This window comes from Thermosynechococcus sp. QKsg1 (assembly GCF_031586415.1).
In the GTDB taxonomy this organism is placed as follows: Bacteria; Cyanobacteriota; Cyanobacteriia; order Thermosynechococcales; family Thermosynechococcaceae; genus Thermosynechococcus.
Window position 1 is genome coordinate 2,273,490 of sequence record NZ_CP134200.1, and the last position, 15,198, is coordinate 2,288,687.

Below are 15,198 nucleotides of genomic sequence, written 5' to 3' on the forward strand. Positions count from 1 at the left end.
CGCTAAACCCGTTCAAGCGTTGCCTCGAGCAAATGTTTGAGCTTATGGCTGTTGTGAATCCCACTCAGCAGTGTGTAATGATTGGCATCCAGTTGCCAGTAGTGCTCGAAGCCTGTACAGCGGTTGGCATCCCCCAGCAAAATAAACTGCTGCACGATCGCATGGGGCGTAATCCATCCCTCTCCCTCCAGCCGACCAAAGAGGCTGTGTTGGAGCACATAGGTAAACACCTGCTCATCCAATTCCAACTTCCCCCGCGACTGCAACACTAATTCTGGCTTGACTTGATCGGGAAAGGTGATCTTGGCGGCCATTGAAAACCAGTCATCTTGGCCGTAGGAGACAAGAATCCTCCCCGTCACGGGAATGGGTTCCTGATTGGCCTCTAACCACATTCCCTTGAGCAGCCACCGTCCCCCATCAACTAAAAACGTATGATTCACGTTTCTCATATCCCCAATGGCTGTCCTGATTGTATCGTTACCCTATGGGTAGGGGTAGAGATCAGCAGAAATTCTTGTTGGTTTCTCCAGCTTGCGCGGGCGATCGCTATGATTAAAGGAATAGTCAAAGAATATCTCTGCTGCCCTTCCCTAGAAACTGAACTTCCATGCAGCGTCCTTGGCAATCCTGTTCTGCTCACCCTGCCCCCTTAGACTTTATCGAGCAAGTCAAGAGCCTCCACCCCGATGCGGGGGCAATCACTGCCCAGTTGCTTTGGCAGCGGGGCTATCGCGATCTTCATCGGCAAGTGCCCGCTTTTTTAAATTGGCGACACTACCAACCTGCCTCTCCCTTTGAGTTTCCAGAAATGCAAGCTGCCCTAGCCCGTTTGCAGAAAGCCCTAAACAATCAAGAAAACGTTGCCATTTGGGGAGACTTTGACACCGATGGGGTCACGGCCACCGCCGTTCTCTGGGAAGGGCTAAAACCGCTTTTGGGGGCGCAATTGGTGGACTTTTATATTCCAAATCGCCAGCAAGATTCCCATGGTCTCTCGCCCCATGGCCTTGAGGAGCTTCAGCAAAAAGGAGTTTCCCTGATCATTACCTGTGATACGGGCTGTACCAATGGTGCTGAAATTGCCTTTGCCCGTCAGTTGGGGATGGAGGTGATTGTTACCGATCACCACACCCTTGAACCCACACCCTTGGGGGCTGTGGCGCTGATCAATCCGCGGCAGTTGCCTTGGGAGCATCCGCTGCGCCATTTATCCGGGGTTGGCGTTGCCTACAAGTTCTTGGAAGCCGTTTACGCAACATGGCCAGAGAAAACCCAGGGGTATGCCCTAGAGACTCTCCTTGATCTAGTGGCCATTGGCCTGATTGCCGACTTGGTTGAATTGCGCGGAGAGTGCCGCTATCTTGCTCAGCGCGGCCTAGAACAACTCGGCAAGCGTCAGCCCCTCCGCCCGGGGATTGCTGTCCTTTTGCAGGGCGCGTCCAAAGACACGGCTCGGCAACGGCAGATTAGTTTTACCGTCGCACCCCGCCTCAATGCTGTCAGTCGTGTAGAGGGAGATGTGCGGCCTTTGATTACGCTGTTGACCACCCAAGATTGGCGTCAAGCACGGCAGTTGGCACAGCACATTGAAAAAGTGAATGCAGAACGGCAGCGACGCCAAAAAGAGATTGCTCAGATGGCTCATGCCAAAGTCGCTCAGTTGGACCTCTCAGCATCGCGGGTGATTCTCCTCACCGATAACAGTTGGCCCTTGAGTCTTTTGGGGCTAGTGGCAAACGAGATTGTCAAAACCTATGGCCGCCCCGCCATTTTGCTTCAGACAAATCCAGAAACGGGAATGGCAGCAGGTTCAGCGCGGTCTGATGGCTTTGTGGACCTCTATGAGGCACTCTATAGCCAACGGCACTTATTTGAGGGGTTTGGCGGGCATCCCTATGCAGCGGGCTTTCGGCTGAAGGTGGCGCATATTCCCCTTTTGGAAGCCGCCCTCAACCAATTCTTGGCACAGCAGGAGGGCACAGCTAGCGCCACACCGCAACCCTTGCGGATTGACTTGGAAGTGACCTTGGATCAACTCAATGAGCGATTGTTCAGGGAACTGGAAGTGTTGGCTCCCTTTGATTCAACTCACCATCCCTTGCCGCGATTGCTGGTGCGCAATGTGGAACTTACTGACCTCAAAGATAACCAGAACAGGGGGAATCAGAACATCAGAAAATACGTCTCAATGCTGCTTCGCGATCCCCAAGGGAAGTCCTCCTTTCCTGCCAAGTGGTGGGATCATCAAGTGGCGGATTGTCCCAAAGAACGCTGTGATCTGGTGATTGAGCTAGAGCAGTGGCAAAAGTCCCTATCAGCCGTCATTAAAGAGCTGCGACCCAGTGCAACGAATGTCATCCAATCGGCCTCTTTTCAGTCCCTCATGGATTATCGCGATCGCCCCCACGAGGCAAGCGGCAAGGGTCTGCGCGTCGAAACTTGCCCGACATCACGGGAAAGCTGGCGCCAGTGGATTCAGCGAGCGAAAAGGGAACAGCAACCTTTAATTCTGGCCTACTCTCTCCCCCCAGAGCAGGACGCCCTAAAAGTCTGGCAGGTATTTTTGACGTTATGCCAACAAGCCAGTCAACAGGGAACATCTTTACAACGCGAGGAGTTGCGGGAACACCTTGGCATTGAAATGGCCACCTTGAACTATGCCCTCAATGTGCTGGAGACACTGGGGGTTCAAGTTATGCAGAGCGGAGAAGAGTTTTGGTGTGAGTGGCCACCTGAAGTGAAGTCTTCCCCCCATACGGCGGTGGCCTTAGAGACCTTCACAGCAGCGATCGCCGAGGAAAATTTCCGTCGTCGCTATTTCGCTGCCGCCCCCCTCCCAGCGCTTCAGGAAACACATTAAAAACTGGCTACAACTTTTTTCAGCAGGGAACCTGAGGAACACACACGAGCCGACAGGGGAAACACACAAAGGCGGGAACACACGGGCAATCAACGTTGATTGAGAGAAGAAGAGCGATCGCTCTCAGGAGAGCCTCAGTCTGGTTACACACAACGTGCCTCGGTGCAATGCCTGCAACCGTACTTTTATCCTCCCACGGCTGCCTTTGGCTGCCTACCGTGTTTCCACTCAATTTTTTGAGTCTCAGCAGCGCAGAAATCTTTGCCAAAATCCCGTAAAACCACGGATGCCTAGACGTACATCGCCTCCATGAGGGCATCGCTCATCGTGACGTTGGTGGCCACACTTTGAATATCATCGAGATTTTCGAGGGCATCCATAAGCTTAAGGACGCGCCGCGCGGTATCTTCATCGGTGATTTCTACCGTATTCATTGAGACCCAGCGGCTTTCGGTGTCGAGAACAGTGTAGCCGTGTTCTTTCAGGGTTTCGCTGACGGTTTCTAGGGCAGGCACGGGACAGCGCACTTCAGCCACCCCCTCTAGGATCTCGTAGGTTTCCACATCCGCCGCCAGTAGTGCCTCAAGGAAGGCTTCCTCATCTGTAGGGGCGGTAACAGTAACAATGCCCCACTGCTCAAACATCCAGCCCACACAGCCGGTTTCGCCGAGGTTGCCCCCCTGTTTATTAAAGGCTGCCCGCAGATCCGCTGCCGTGCGATTGCGATTATCCGTGAGGGCCTCAATCAAAAACGCCACACCCCCCGGCCCATAGCCTTCGTAGCGAATTTCCTCTAGGGGAGCATCACTGTCGAGGGTACCGGTGCCCTTGGCGATCGCCCGCTCAATATTTTCACTGGGAATCCCCGCGGCTTTTGCCTTCTCAATCGCACTGCGCAGTTGAAAGTTGCCCGCTGGATCCCCTCCCCCATGCCGCGCCGCAATAATAATCGCTCGCGATAGCCGCGCAAAGGTCTTGCCCTTTTGGGCATCCACCCGCGCCTTTTGCCGTTTAATGTTTGCCCACTTACTGTGACCTGCCATAGGGGAAACACATGCCAAAAGTCAAGAAGAACCCCGCTGAAATCAACGGGGCAAGTCAACAGGGTTATTTTGATCGAAGCTATCTTTAACGGAAACCGACAGCGGCTTGCCAAACAAAGGCCAAGGCCAAAAAGAGCACAGGAATTACCGGCAGCACATCCACGAGGGGATCAAAAATGGCGTAGGCTTCCGGGAGTTTAGCAACCAAAACTAAAGCATCAATCATGGTGTTTTCCTAAAAGAATTCAGCGATCGCAAGAGAACTGAAAAAATAGTACCATAGCCACTGCGGCAACGGGATCGCCATGCCAGACATTCTCCCTTTATCCGAAACAGACCCGCATGACTTTTGGATGCAACAGGCGATCGCCCTCGCAGCACAGGCAGGAGCCGCCGATGAAGTGCCCGTAGGCGCGGTGATTGTCAGTGCCGAGAATGAACTCATTGCCACGGGGGAAAATCGCCGCCAGCGAGATCATGACCCCACTGCCCATGCGGAAATCATTGCCCTCCGCCGCGCGGGTCAACGTCTAGGTACGTGGTATTTAACGGGCTGCCGCCTCTATGTGACCCTAGAACCCTGCCCGATGTGTGCCGCTGCCATTGTTCAAGCCCGCATTCACACCCTCATCTACGGGACGACCGATCCAAAAGCAGGGGCCATTGATTCAGTGCTGCAACTTCCGCAAAGCCCAGCGGTGTTCCACCGGCTTCAGGTGATTAGCGGGGTTCAGGCGGCGGCCTGTCGGCAGCAGTTGCAAACGTGGTTTCGCCAGCATCGTCAGAAAGAACGGCAATAATGCCCGCATCCCCCACCCGCTCCCGTAGGGTTTGGATGGTTTCACCCAGTAGGGGGTGTCGCCAGTGGGGGGCGATCGCTGCAAGGGGCACAAGGACAAAGGGTCGCTCGGCCAAGCGGGGATGGGGCAGGGTGAGTTCGGCAGTGGTCATGACGCGATCGCCATAGAGCAGCAGATCCAGATCAAGCGTGCGGGATCCCCAATGCTCTTGCCGTTGGCGACCAAACTGCGTCTCAATCCTTTGCAGCGTTTGCAGAAGTGCCCAAGGGGAAAGTTGCGTTCGGGCAATCAGACAGCCATTCCAGTAGTCCGGTTGCGGGGGGCCTACGGGGGTCGTGCGATACCACGGCGAGCAGGCTAAGACATGAATCCCCGGCGTTTGGGCAAGCACTTGGACGGCTGAGCGCAGTTGCAGCAATGGCTCACCAAGGTTGCTTCCGAGGGCGATCGCCACGAGGGGGGGGTCAGACGGGGATATACTTAAGTCAGTGCATTCTGCCATTGTGCCTGTGTAGAGTGCCTGCCACTCCTCCTGTTATACCTGCACTGTTCACCTATTGCCGAAATCGTTGTGGATCTCCAGACTCTCTTTCACACTGCAACCCCCGTCATTGGTGTTGTCCACCTCCTTCCCTTACCCACCTCTGCCCGTTGGGGGGGGAGCCTGAAGGCCGTTATTGACCGCGCAGAACAGGAAGCCACAGCCCTCGCCTCAGGGGGAGCCAATGCCATTATTGTTGAGAATTTCTTTGATGCTCCCTTCACCAAAGATCGGGTGGATGCCGCCGTCGTTAGTGCCATGACCTTGGTGGTGCAGCGGTTAAAGAATCTGGTGGCCTTGCCCATTGGCCTGAATGTGCTGCGCAATGATGCCTTCAGTGGTCTGGCGATCGCTGCCTGTACCGGGGCACAATTTATCCGCGTTAATGTGCTCACTGGGGTAATGGCGACAGATCAAGGCATTATTGAAGGCCAAGCCCATCAACTCTTGCGCTACCGCCGCGAACTGGGGCAAGACATCAAAATTTTTGCCGATGTGATGGTAAAGCACGCCCAGCCGCTCCACAGTCCGAACCTCGCCACTGCGGTACGGGACACCTTTGAACGGGGACTCGCCGATGGGGTGATTCTCTCGGGTTGGGCAACGGGACATCCGCCCACTGAGGAAGATCTATCCGTCGCCGCCAGTGCCGCCAAGGGACAACCCCTCTTTATTGGCAGTGGTGCCTCTTGGGACAATGTGGAGCAATTAGTGCCCTACGTCAACGGCGTCATTGTTGCCAGTTCTCTGAAGCGCAATGGCCAGATTGAACAACCCATTGACCCCATTCGTGTCAGCCGTTTTGTCGAAGCATGGCAGCGGGCCCACCACAAGATTCAGGAACTCAATCGCGCCAATGGCAACTGCCGGGGGTCGATCAATGAACCCCTGCCAGCCATGGTTGTGCACGGCCAAAAATGAGATCAGGCGATCGCTCCTGTTAACTGCGGAACATAGTGTCCAAGCCCATTGAGGTTGAGGCGATAGCTGCGGGGATGGGCAATCAAGTAGGCGGTGCTGCTAAAAATTTGCTCTAACTCCACAAGGCCATTTTCCTTGAGGGTGCGCCCCGTTGACACCAAATCCACAATCGCCTCTGCCATACCCGTAATCGGTCCCAGTTCCACCGAACCATAGAGCGGCACTATATCCACGGGCAAATCCAACTGCTGGAAAAAGGCATCGGCACAGCGGACAAACTTTGAGGCGACGCGGCAATGGGGGGGCAAATCGCGGGCACTGCGGTAGGGGCTAGAGGCTTTGACGGCCACCGACAGCCGACACTGACCAAAACCTAAATCCGCTAGCTTGGCCACGTGGGGATTTTTTTCCCGCAGCACATCGTAGCCCACAATGCCCAACTGCGCTTGACCATACTGCACATAAACCGGGACATCTTGGGCACGTACCAAAAGGGCACGGGCACGGCCATCCTGAGAAAGCACTTGCAGTTGGCGATTTCCCGGCTCGAGGAGCGCTGCAAAATTTAAGCCCACCCGTTGGAAGTAGGCAATACTATCTTTGAGTAGGGCACCTTTGGGTAGGGCGATCGTTAGCATGGCCTAGACACTCTGAATCTGCAAATAGGTTGCCCCATCACTGAGGGCTTCGATCTGCGGTGGCGCATCACGCTCAATCCAAGCAATATAGGGAATCTGGCGATCGCGGGCATAGGCGCGGATTTGTTCTGGCGTCAGATCTAGAAGTGCCAACTCCACCCGAGTCGAGCCATCCAAGCGTAGGGTTTGGGCATGGTGGAGGGCAGCAGCGAGGGCGTTGCTTGTGCGGGGAACCACCAGCCACTGACTACGGGGAGCTAAGAGAGCCGCTGGGGGAATGGCGATCGCCTGCAAGAGCGCCTCGACATTAAAGACAAAACCAATCCCCGGCACCGTGGCACCATCAGGATGATAGATACTGAGCAGTTGATCATAGCGCCCCCCTTGAGCCACCAACCGCAGTTCCGTTTCCGTGGGAATTAAAACCTCAAAGATAATCCCCGTGTAGTAATCAAAGGACTGCACAAGGCTGAGATCAAGGGTAATCGCCAAAGACTCAGCCACCAAGCCCAACAACTGTTGCAATTCCCCAAAGCGATCGGCCACCCCTGCCACGTCAGACCACTGCGCCAAGCGTTCCCCCACTTCCCTTGGAGTGCCCCGTAGATCAAAGAGGGCAAGGGCGCGATCGCGCCAAGGAGCGGGGAGAGCCTGCAAACTCACGCGGTCTAAATTAGCCAAGCACTGGCGCACCGTTTTTTGCAGCTCCGCTGGAAAGGGACTGAGCAACTGTTGCGTCAGGTGGGCATCCCCCACCAAGAGATAGGCCTCCTCAACCGCTAACGCCCCAAGGCACTCCTGCACCAGCCAGAGAATTTCTGCATCCGCCGCTAAACCTGTTGCCCCCAGTAGCTCCACTCCCGCTTGGAAAAATTCCTGCTGGTTGCCCAACTCTGCCACGGTTGTCCGCCGAAAGACATTGGTTTTGTAATAGAGCCGTTGGGGCAGTTGCCTGCCTGCCATACGAGTTACAGCGGCACGAGCGATCGAAGCCGTTAATTCTGGCCGCAATCCCAAGGGTTCATCACCACTGCCTTGGACTTGAATGACCGTCTCGGGATGAACCGTTCCCCCTGCTGTGAGGGTTGCTAGGGTCTCGATCGTCGGCGTAATAATTTCTTGATACCCCCAGCTTTGAAAGACGCGCTCCAAGCGCTGCTCTAGCCACCGTTGCCGTGCCACATCAAGGGGCAAAATATCGCGGGCACCACAGGCAGGTTGATACACCATAGTGAATTATTTTTTCCCAAAAAGACCAAAGAAGGAAGATTTCTTTTTCTCCGGTTTTGGCGGCTCAGTATTTTTTTGCTGTTGCTGGGCTTTGCGCTCCCTCTTGCTAATTGCTTCGAGTCCCTGTATGGCCGTCACCTCTTGAGGATTCAGCTTCAGGGCTTGATTAAAGTGAATTTTGGCCATACTGAGGGAGCCTTGTTGCAGGTACACCTTGCCTAGGAGAGCATTGCAGCGGGCACTGCGGGGGTCAATTTTCAGGGCATCCTTCAATTCTTTGATGGCTTCCAGATAAATGCCTTTATTAAAGAGTTCCTCTGCCCGTCGGAGGTATTGCTCTGTAAATTGCTCTGTTTTGGGAGCCTCTGTCGGCGGTGTCGTCCCTGTGGCGGCTGCTGGTGTGGCACGCACTTGGGTTTCATCTGATTTGGGTGGGGGTGCAGGCGTAGAAACGGTGGGTGTGGCTGCGGTTGCCTTGCCGCCCGCCGATCGCCACAAGTAAATCAAATTGAGTTCACTAATTTGTTCGCTAATTTTCAGGGCATTGTTTAAGTCTTTGTACTGATCTTGGGCAAGGGTATTGAGCGCCTTTTGATAGGCTTCTTCAATATTGGCGGCGTTAAAGACTTCCTGTGCCAAATCAAAGGTGGGCGTTGGCACAATATTGGCCGTTAGCAGTTGCTTTTCAAGCAAGCGCAAAATGACTTGATATTCTTCCCGCTCTTTTTCTTGGGAAAGCACCTCATAGGCAGGATTCACAAACTTGGAGAGCAAATCACTGGCCATTTTTTTGCCCGATTCATCATCACGGCTGTCGGGGTGCAGTGTCTTGGCAATTTTGAGATACCGCTTGCGAATTTCCCCGGGTGCTGCCGACAATGGAATGCCTAGGGCAGCATGGAGATCCCGTTTGGAGTTAAAGCGACCCAGACCGTGATTGATCTCGAAGGGCATAATCAGTGAAACCGCAGGGGCAGAACATCATTAGATTATACCTGCTGATAGAGGGGGTTGGTGACCAAACAATTGGGTAAAGCCCCGCCCTTCATGGCTCCGCCACGCTAGCGCGAAAGGGCAGCTTTGAATCTCTGAAATGTCCTAGAGTACCGTATTTTGGTGGTTTTTAGGGAAAGCGGACGATGGGACTCGAACCCACGACGTTCAGCTTGGGAAGCTGACATTCTACCACTGAATTACGTCCGCAGTCTTGCAGTCTATAATTTTAGCACGAACTGTCCGGCTGGCGATGGTGTTCGACTGTAATAACGGTATGCACATTGCCACGGGGGGCAAAGTCCCCTTTGATTTTCATGTAGAGGGGGTCGCAGGCGGCCACGAGATCATCGAGGACTTGATTCACCGCTTCTTCGTGGGAAATGTAGCGATCGCGATAACTGTTGATGTAAAGCTTAATCGCTTTCAGTTCCACCACCTTTTCATGGGGAATATAGCTAACGTAAAGCGTGGCAAAGTCAGGATAGCCAGAAAATGGACACTTACAGGTAAACTCCGGCAGGGTAATCTCAATGGTGTATTGCCGACCGGGACGTGGATTGGGAAATGTAATCAGTTGCCCTTCTTGAATGGCGCGTTCGCCGTACTTCATTTCTGATACTTGCATTGTTTGGTTCCAACAGCTTGAGAACGACTCAGAGATTCTCTTTAGACCATAACTAAAGTTTATCAAGATTTAAGTTCCTAGCCCCTCGACACCAACGTTGCAGGGTGAGAATAGGGTAGAGAGGTTGTTGAGGCAAGAGTGCTATGGAACGTTATCAGCCAAATGGAACCCCTCTCTCAGAGGCCGATAAAGCAGAACTAGCCCAACTCAAACAACTGCTAGAGCGAGCGATCGCCGACGGCGTATTGACTGTCGACGAAATGGCGCAAATCAAGCGACAAATTCGCGCTGATGGCAAAGTCACCTATGAAGAGCTAGAGCTTTACCGCCAGTTTGTGGAGGAGAAAATCCGCCAAGGGCTTTTGGTGCGGGAAATTCGCTAACGCCCTAGACTTTGTAGGGGATGTTGGTGTCCTGAAAGGAGTGGGCTGGATTCAGCCCCATCAAGATCACGGTGTCAATGACATGGATAATACCGTTCTCCGCTTCAATATCAGCGGCAAGGACAGTGGCGTTTTTGACTTCCAAGGGATGATCGCCATGAATCGGAATAGTGGAACCTTCGAGGGAAGTGACAATTCCCATCTTTTTCAGGTCGGCGGCTTTGTAGGCACCGGCAACCACATGGTATTTGAGAATCCGCGCTAACTGGGGAGGATTTTGCACAAGGGAGGTAATGGTGCCATCGGGCAACTTGGCAAAGGCATCATCATTGGGGGCAAACACCGTAAAAGGCCCCGGCGATTGCAGGGCTTCCACCAGATTGGCCACCTTGACAGCAGTCACTAGTGTGGAAAAGCCAGGAGTATTCACTGCAACATCAACAATGGTTGCCATAAAAGCGTGCCCCAAAACTGCGATGAAAATGCACAACGATGGTTTGCGATCGCCCCATTCATCAAGAGGATGGGGACTGTAACAAACGCTAGAATTAGCATACTGAACCCACGTCCTAGGCGCTAGCGATCGCTGGCGTCAGCCAGATAGGGAAATTTAATCATGGCAATCGCGTCGGTTAATCCCACAACGGCTGAGGTCTTAAAAACTTTTTCCCCCTTAGGGGCTGAGGAAGTGGAGAGGGCGATTGCCCAAGGGGCGACGACCTTTGAGACCTATCGTCTGACAGCCTTTGAGCAGCGTGCCCAGTGGCTAGAAAACACAGCAAATCTCCTGCAACAGCAGCGGGATGTGCTTGCTCGCCTCATGACCCTTGAGATGGGTAAACCAATGACAGAGGCGCGGGCTGAAATTGACAAATGTGCGTGGGTGTGTCGTTACTATGCCGAGCAGGGGACAGCTTTCCTGCGGCCTGAATTAATTCCCACAGAGGCAAGCTACAGCGGGATTCATTACCAGCCCCTTGGCATTATTTTGGCCGTGATGCCGTGGAATTTTCCCTTTTGGCAGGTGTTTCGCTTTGCGGCACCGGCCTTGATGGCGGGGAATGTGGTTCTGCTCAAGCATGCTTCTAATGTGCCTCAGTGCGCGCTGGCGATCGCCCAGCTCTTGAGGGAAGCGGGCTTTCCTGCGGGGGTCTTTCAAACCCTGCTGATTCTTGGCAGTGCCGTTGCTGATCTGGTGGCGGATCCGCGTATTAAGGCAGCGACTCTCACGGGCAGCGAAGCAGCGGGCAAAAGTTTAGCCCAAGCAGCAGGTCAGCACCTCAAGAAAACCGTTCTGGAACTGGGGGGAAGTGATCCTTTTATTGTCATGCCCAGTGCCAATATCCCCCAAGCAATTGCCACCGCTGTCCAAGCCCGCATGATTAACAATGGCCAATCCTGCATTGCGGCTAAACGCTTTATTGTCCATGAGGCTGTCTATGACACCTTTGCCGAGGGCATGAAAGCCGCCTTCGAGACGTGGGTGATTGGCGATCCCTTGGAACCCACCACACAACTGGGGCCTCTTGCTACTGCCGCCATCCGTGATGAACTCCACGCCCAGGTTGAACTTGCCCTTGCCCATGGTGCCAAGGTCTTTTACCGCCGCAACCTTGATCTGCCGAGCCATTGTCAGCAGGGGTATTTCTTTGCGCCGACGATGTTGGCAGAGGTCACTCCAGATAACCCCGTGTTTACCCAAGAGCTATTTGGGCCTGTGGCAATGCTCTTTCGGGTACCGTCCCTAACTGCGGCAATCGAACTGGCCAATGCCACACCCTTTGGTTTAGGCGCCAGTGCTTGGACACAGGAGAGCGATGAAGCGGAGATCCTCGTGCGGGATCTCGAAGCGGGTGCCGTCTTCATTAACACGATGGTCAAGTCGGATCCACGTTTGCCCTTTGGCGGGATCAAGACCTCTGGCTATGGCCGTGAACTGGGACGGGCAGGACTGTTGGAGTTTGTCAATATTAAAACAGTGTGCCGCTACGGCGATACCTAACTGAGGGCATAAAATTTCCATTCGCGATCGCCTTTGAGTTCTAAAACGTACTTGTGATACTGCATCAGGCTCTCACGATGGCCAACACTAATGTAGTTGCGGGTGGTGCGCTGAATGTGCTCATAGACCCGTTTTTCGTTGGCTAAGTCTAGGGCGCTGGTGGCTTCATCCAAAATGGCGTAGGGGCGGTGATTCAGCAGCAGGCGGGCGATCGCCAGTCGTTGTTGCTCCCCAAGCGACAGCACATCATCCCACGCTAATTCCACATCGAGGCCACCGACGCGATCCGGCAAATGTGCCAAGTTGACTTCGTTAAGGGCGTGCAAAAGCACATCGTCCGGGGTCTGGCGATCGCCACTGGGGTAGAGCAGTTGGGTGCGCAACGTACCCAGCACCATATAGGGGCGTTGGGGCAAAAAGAGCACTTCATCCACGGGGGGACGAATAATACGGCCACTGCCACTTTGCCAGAGTCCAGCGATCGCCCGCAGGAGCGAACTTTTACCCACCCCACTCGGCCCCATGATCACCACACTGTCCCCCGCCTCAAGGGCAAATGTGACATCTTCCACCAGCCGCCGTGCCAAGTTCGGTGTATCCACAGCCACGTGTTCTAGGGCAATGTAGGACTTCTCCACCAATTCAATTTGCGATTGGGGTGGCACCGGCGGAGTTGTCAGCGCCTCATCAAACTCTGCCAAACGCTCAATACCGGCAATAAAGCCCGTGAGGTTCGTAAACTGGTTCACAATGATTGAGAGTGCCCCCAGCACCTGCGAGAAAGCAAAGCTGGCTTGGCTAATAGCACCAAAGTCAATCTCACCAGCAAAGTAGCGGGGAGCAACCACCGCTGCCGGCACGATGATCACAAAGTAGTTATAGGCCGTCGTGAAAAAATCAAGATTTCGCTGCCAGCCAATCAAGAGGTTAAAGTTCCGCAGCACCTCGAGAAAGCGTTGACGCACCTGTACCGACTCTTGGCCTTCACCGCGATAAAAGGCAATGGACTCGGCATTATCGCGCACATGGACAAGGCCATAACGAAAGTCTGCTTCCCGTCGCAGTTGGTTAAAATTCAGCCAAATCAGGCGTTGCCCAATCAAAACGGTCACAATCGTACCGACAATGGCATAGCCAACCAAGGTCAGCGTTAGGGTTTGGGAGATACTCCAGAGAATGCCACTAAAGGCAATGAGGTCAATAATTTCGCCCAGAATGATTAGTAGAAACTGGAGTGAGGTTTGGGTAAATGAGCGGATATCCTCGGTGATCCGTTGATCAGGGTTATCAATCTCGCCTTGGTTTTCGATGGTGTAGTAGGCTCGATTCTGGAAATAGCGATCCAAAAAATGACGGGTGAGCCAATCCCGCCAGCGCAGCCCTAGATATTCGCGCACGTAGCGATAAATGACGACAATCGGCGTCCCCACCACAAAAACGCCAGCATACACCAAGAGGAATCGCCAGTAGGTTTCAGCATTTTTCTCCGCCAGTGCCGTCTGGAAGAAGCGCCCGACAAAGCTAATGATCACGTTGAGGCCACTCACAGAGAGGGAAAGCATCAGCAGTAACCCCAAGAGTGCCCACGCTTGCCACCGCGGCAGCAGGGGTTGCCGCAGCAGCGCAAAAACGCCCAAGGGGACAATCACCGTCCCCAGCAGAATACTACGGCTCAGGGGCTGCACCCACAGGGATTGCATCATCTCCATGAGGCCGCCAGCAATTTGTCCCATCAGTTCGGGGGCAAGGGCATTAAGGCCAAAGGTCACGGCTGCCGTCAGACCGAAGAGGAAGCCAAACATGAGGGCAATGACTAGAAAAAGCAGCAGAATAAAGATCACACTGCTGCCCCAGCGATCGCGGGGAAAGAAATAGGGTTGGGCAATCCGCAGAAACTGCCCCCAAACACGGAGATTAAAGCGATGGGTCGGCTGCGACATTGGCTTGTTCCTCGACAGTGGCAAGGGGCTACAGGCCTACTATTGTAGTGGGGGCAGCTACAGAGGAGAACGGATGCGCCATAAAAAAACGGCACCCACCACATCTCATATCTCACCGTGGCTCTATTGGGGGTTGTGGCCAATTCATCGCCTATTTTTGCCCCTTTACTTTTCGCGGATTACGATTGTCGGTCGCGAGCAGTTGCCCAAGGAGGGTCATTTCTTGCTTGCCCCCAAGCACTGTAGCCGTTGGGATCCGGTGATTTTGCCCTTGGTGTGGCCTTATCCGCTACGCTTTATGACCAATGCGATCGAGTTTGGCGGGGTGCAGGGCTGGTTTATCCGTCGTCTGGGTGCCTTTGCTGTGAACCTCAACCGTCCTCAGCCCAGTAGTTTGCGTCATGTGCTGGAGATTCTCAATGCAGGTCAGCCCCTAGTGATCTTTCCCGAGGGTGGGATTGTGCCGGATCAGGTAGTACGTCCCCTGAAGCCCGGTCTTGCCCGTCTTGTCTTGCAGGCCGATCGCCCCCTGCCGATTTTTCCCGTTGGCATTGCCTACGACCCAAAGCCGCAGTTTCGTGCGCGGGTAGCCCTTTGGATTGGAGCGCCCCTGTGGACGCCCGCTGAGCGCGAGGGCAACCTCAAACAACAGGCTATGGAATTAACGCAGCAACTGGAAGCAGCCTTACATGCAGCCGTGCTTGAGGCCCGCAAATGTGCGCGATCGCAGGGCGAGTAGAGCTACTTTGTCACTAATCACGCAATTGGCCTAGATCAAGAGAATTTTGTAGAATAAAGACAAGATTGAACAAGTCCTCAAAAGCCTCAATCTTGATATTTTCCAAGCTTTGAGCGAGCGATCGCCCATCAATAGGGGTGTACTTAAAGACTCTTTATTAAGTTAGGCAACGTTGCGAAACAACCACCAATCCTAAAAGTTAATTAAGACAGCGGGCAAATTGTGCCTCTGCTTTTATGCTGAAATTATAGTTTTACCAAGCGCAGCACTGTACTGCTCTTTTCCCAAGAATGGAGCACGTTCAAAATGGCTACATAACAGATGTCCCCCTAGGCCGTAGGCAAGATGTAGAGAGCAATTGAAAACGGAGTTTTTGTTACCGGGATACTTTCTTAAGCGATTAAAATTTTAGCAAATTCTTAGAGAGGTGCTCTTCAACCCTATAAACGCTATCTCAAGCGATCTATTGTCACCGAG

General features: G+C 53.7%; 16 protein-coding genes and 1 tRNA gene. 6 read left to right on the forward strand and 11 right to left on the reverse strand.

What is annotated here, in order from left to right:
- Positions 1-2: 2 nt before the first annotated feature.
- Positions 3-452 (reverse strand): hypothetical protein, encoded by a 450-nt coding sequence (locus tag RHP47_RS11150; RefSeq protein ID WP_149820889.1) that lies wholly within the window; start codon positions 450-452, stop codon positions 3-5.
- Positions 453-610: 158 nt separating this feature from the next.
- Between RHP47_RS11150 and recJ the strand changes: the two genes are divergently transcribed.
- Entirely contained in the window at positions 611-2,863 is a 2,253-nt protein-coding gene (gene recJ, locus RHP47_RS11155) for a single-stranded-DNA-specific exonuclease RecJ (protein WP_310840500.1), read from the forward strand.
- A gap of 290 nt (positions 2,864-3,153) precedes the next feature.
- On the opposite strand, the gene RHP47_RS11160 is transcribed toward recJ, so the two are convergent.
- A complete protein-coding gene (locus RHP47_RS11160) occupies positions 3,154-3,906 on the reverse strand; it encodes a YebC/PmpR family DNA-binding transcriptional regulator (RefSeq protein WP_149820893.1) in 753 nt (250 codons plus the stop codon).
- Between the two features lie 85 nt (positions 3,907-3,991).
- Positions 3,992-4,132, reverse strand: a complete 141-nt coding sequence (locus RHP47_RS11165) for a photosystem II reaction center protein K (protein ID WP_011056031.1) — start codon at positions 4,130-4,132, stop codon at positions 3,992-3,994.
- Positions 4,133-4,211: 79 nt separating this feature from the next.
- Here RHP47_RS11165 and tadA point away from each other — a divergent pair, with 79 nt between their 5' ends.
- Complete coding sequence (tadA, locus tag RHP47_RS11170) at positions 4,212-4,706, forward strand: tRNA adenosine(34) deaminase TadA (protein WP_149820895.1); 495 nt, start codon at positions 4,212-4,214, stop codon at positions 4,704-4,706.
- Here the strand turns inward: tadA and folK are convergent.
- Positions 4,627-5,208 (reverse strand): 2-amino-4-hydroxy-6-hydroxymethyldihydropteridine diphosphokinase, encoded by a 582-nt coding sequence (gene folK, locus RHP47_RS11175; protein ID WP_149820897.1) that lies wholly within the window; start codon positions 5,206-5,208, stop codon positions 4,627-4,629. The genes tadA and folK overlap by 80 nt on opposite strands.
- A 69-nt stretch (positions 5,209-5,277) precedes the next feature.
- On the opposite strand from folK, the gene btpA reads away from it, so the two are divergent.
- The gene (gene btpA, locus RHP47_RS11180) at positions 5,278-6,168 is read left to right on the forward strand and encodes a photosystem I biogenesis protein BtpA (RefSeq protein WP_149820900.1); all 891 of its coding nucleotides are present in this window, start codon (positions 5,278-5,280) and stop codon (positions 6,166-6,168) included.
- Positions 6,169-6,170: 2 nt separating this feature from the next.
- Here btpA and hisG read toward each other — a convergent pair whose 3' ends face one another.
- From hisG to queF, 5 genes are all read right to left on the reverse strand, one after another.
- Positions 6,171-6,806, reverse strand: coding sequence for an ATP phosphoribosyltransferase (gene hisG / locus RHP47_RS11185; protein ID WP_310840502.1), 636 nt, complete (start codon positions 6,804-6,806; stop codon positions 6,171-6,173).
- A gap of 3 nt (positions 6,807-6,809) precedes the next feature.
- Positions 6,810-8,036 (reverse strand): ATP phosphoribosyltransferase regulatory subunit, encoded by a 1,227-nt coding sequence (locus RHP47_RS11190; protein ID WP_149820904.1) that lies wholly within the window; start codon positions 8,034-8,036, stop codon positions 6,810-6,812.
- Between the two features lie 6 nt (positions 8,037-8,042).
- Entirely contained in the window at positions 8,043-8,990 is a 948-nt protein-coding gene (locus tag RHP47_RS11195) for a DnaJ domain-containing protein (RefSeq protein WP_286625753.1), read from the reverse strand.
- A gap of 177 nt (positions 8,991-9,167) precedes the next feature.
- Positions 9,168-9,239 (reverse strand) — tRNA-Gly (locus RHP47_RS11200).
- Between the two features lie 19 nt (positions 9,240-9,258).
- The gene (gene queF, locus RHP47_RS11205) at positions 9,259-9,657 is read right to left on the reverse strand and encodes a preQ(1) synthase (RefSeq protein ID WP_149820908.1); all 399 of its coding nucleotides are present in this window, start codon (positions 9,655-9,657) and stop codon (positions 9,259-9,261) included.
- 143 nt (positions 9,658-9,800) lie between these two features.
- On the opposite strand from queF, the gene RHP47_RS11210 reads away from it, so the two are divergent.
- Entirely contained in the window at positions 9,801-10,040 is a 240-nt protein-coding gene (locus RHP47_RS11210) for a hypothetical protein (protein WP_149820910.1), read from the forward strand.
- Positions 10,041-10,044: 4 nt separating this feature from the next.
- Here the strand turns inward: RHP47_RS11210 and RHP47_RS11215 are convergent, their stop codons facing one another.
- Complete coding sequence (locus RHP47_RS11215) at positions 10,045-10,494, reverse strand: fasciclin domain-containing protein (protein ID WP_149820912.1); 450 nt, start codon at positions 10,492-10,494, stop codon at positions 10,045-10,047.
- 162 nt (positions 10,495-10,656) lie between these two features.
- Here RHP47_RS11215 and RHP47_RS11220 point away from each other — a divergent pair, with 162 nt between their 5' ends.
- Positions 10,657-12,042, forward strand: coding sequence for an NAD-dependent succinate-semialdehyde dehydrogenase (locus RHP47_RS11220; RefSeq protein WP_310840504.1), 1,386 nt, complete (start codon positions 10,657-10,659; stop codon positions 12,040-12,042).
- Here the strand turns inward: RHP47_RS11220 and RHP47_RS11225 are convergent.
- Positions 12,039-13,982: an ABC transporter ATP-binding protein/permease gene (locus tag RHP47_RS11225; RefSeq protein ID WP_310840506.1), complete on the reverse strand. Its 1,944-nt coding sequence runs from the start codon at positions 13,980-13,982 to the stop codon at positions 12,039-12,041. The two genes, RHP47_RS11220 and RHP47_RS11225, sit on opposite strands and share 4 nt — an antisense overlap.
- 73 nt (positions 13,983-14,055) lie before the next feature.
- Here RHP47_RS11225 and RHP47_RS11230 point away from each other — a divergent pair, with 73 nt between their 5' ends.
- Complete coding sequence (locus tag RHP47_RS11230) at positions 14,056-14,721, forward strand: 1-acyl-sn-glycerol-3-phosphate acyltransferase (RefSeq protein ID WP_149820920.1); 666 nt, start codon at positions 14,056-14,058, stop codon at positions 14,719-14,721.
- Positions 14,722-15,198 lie beyond the last annotated feature (477 nt).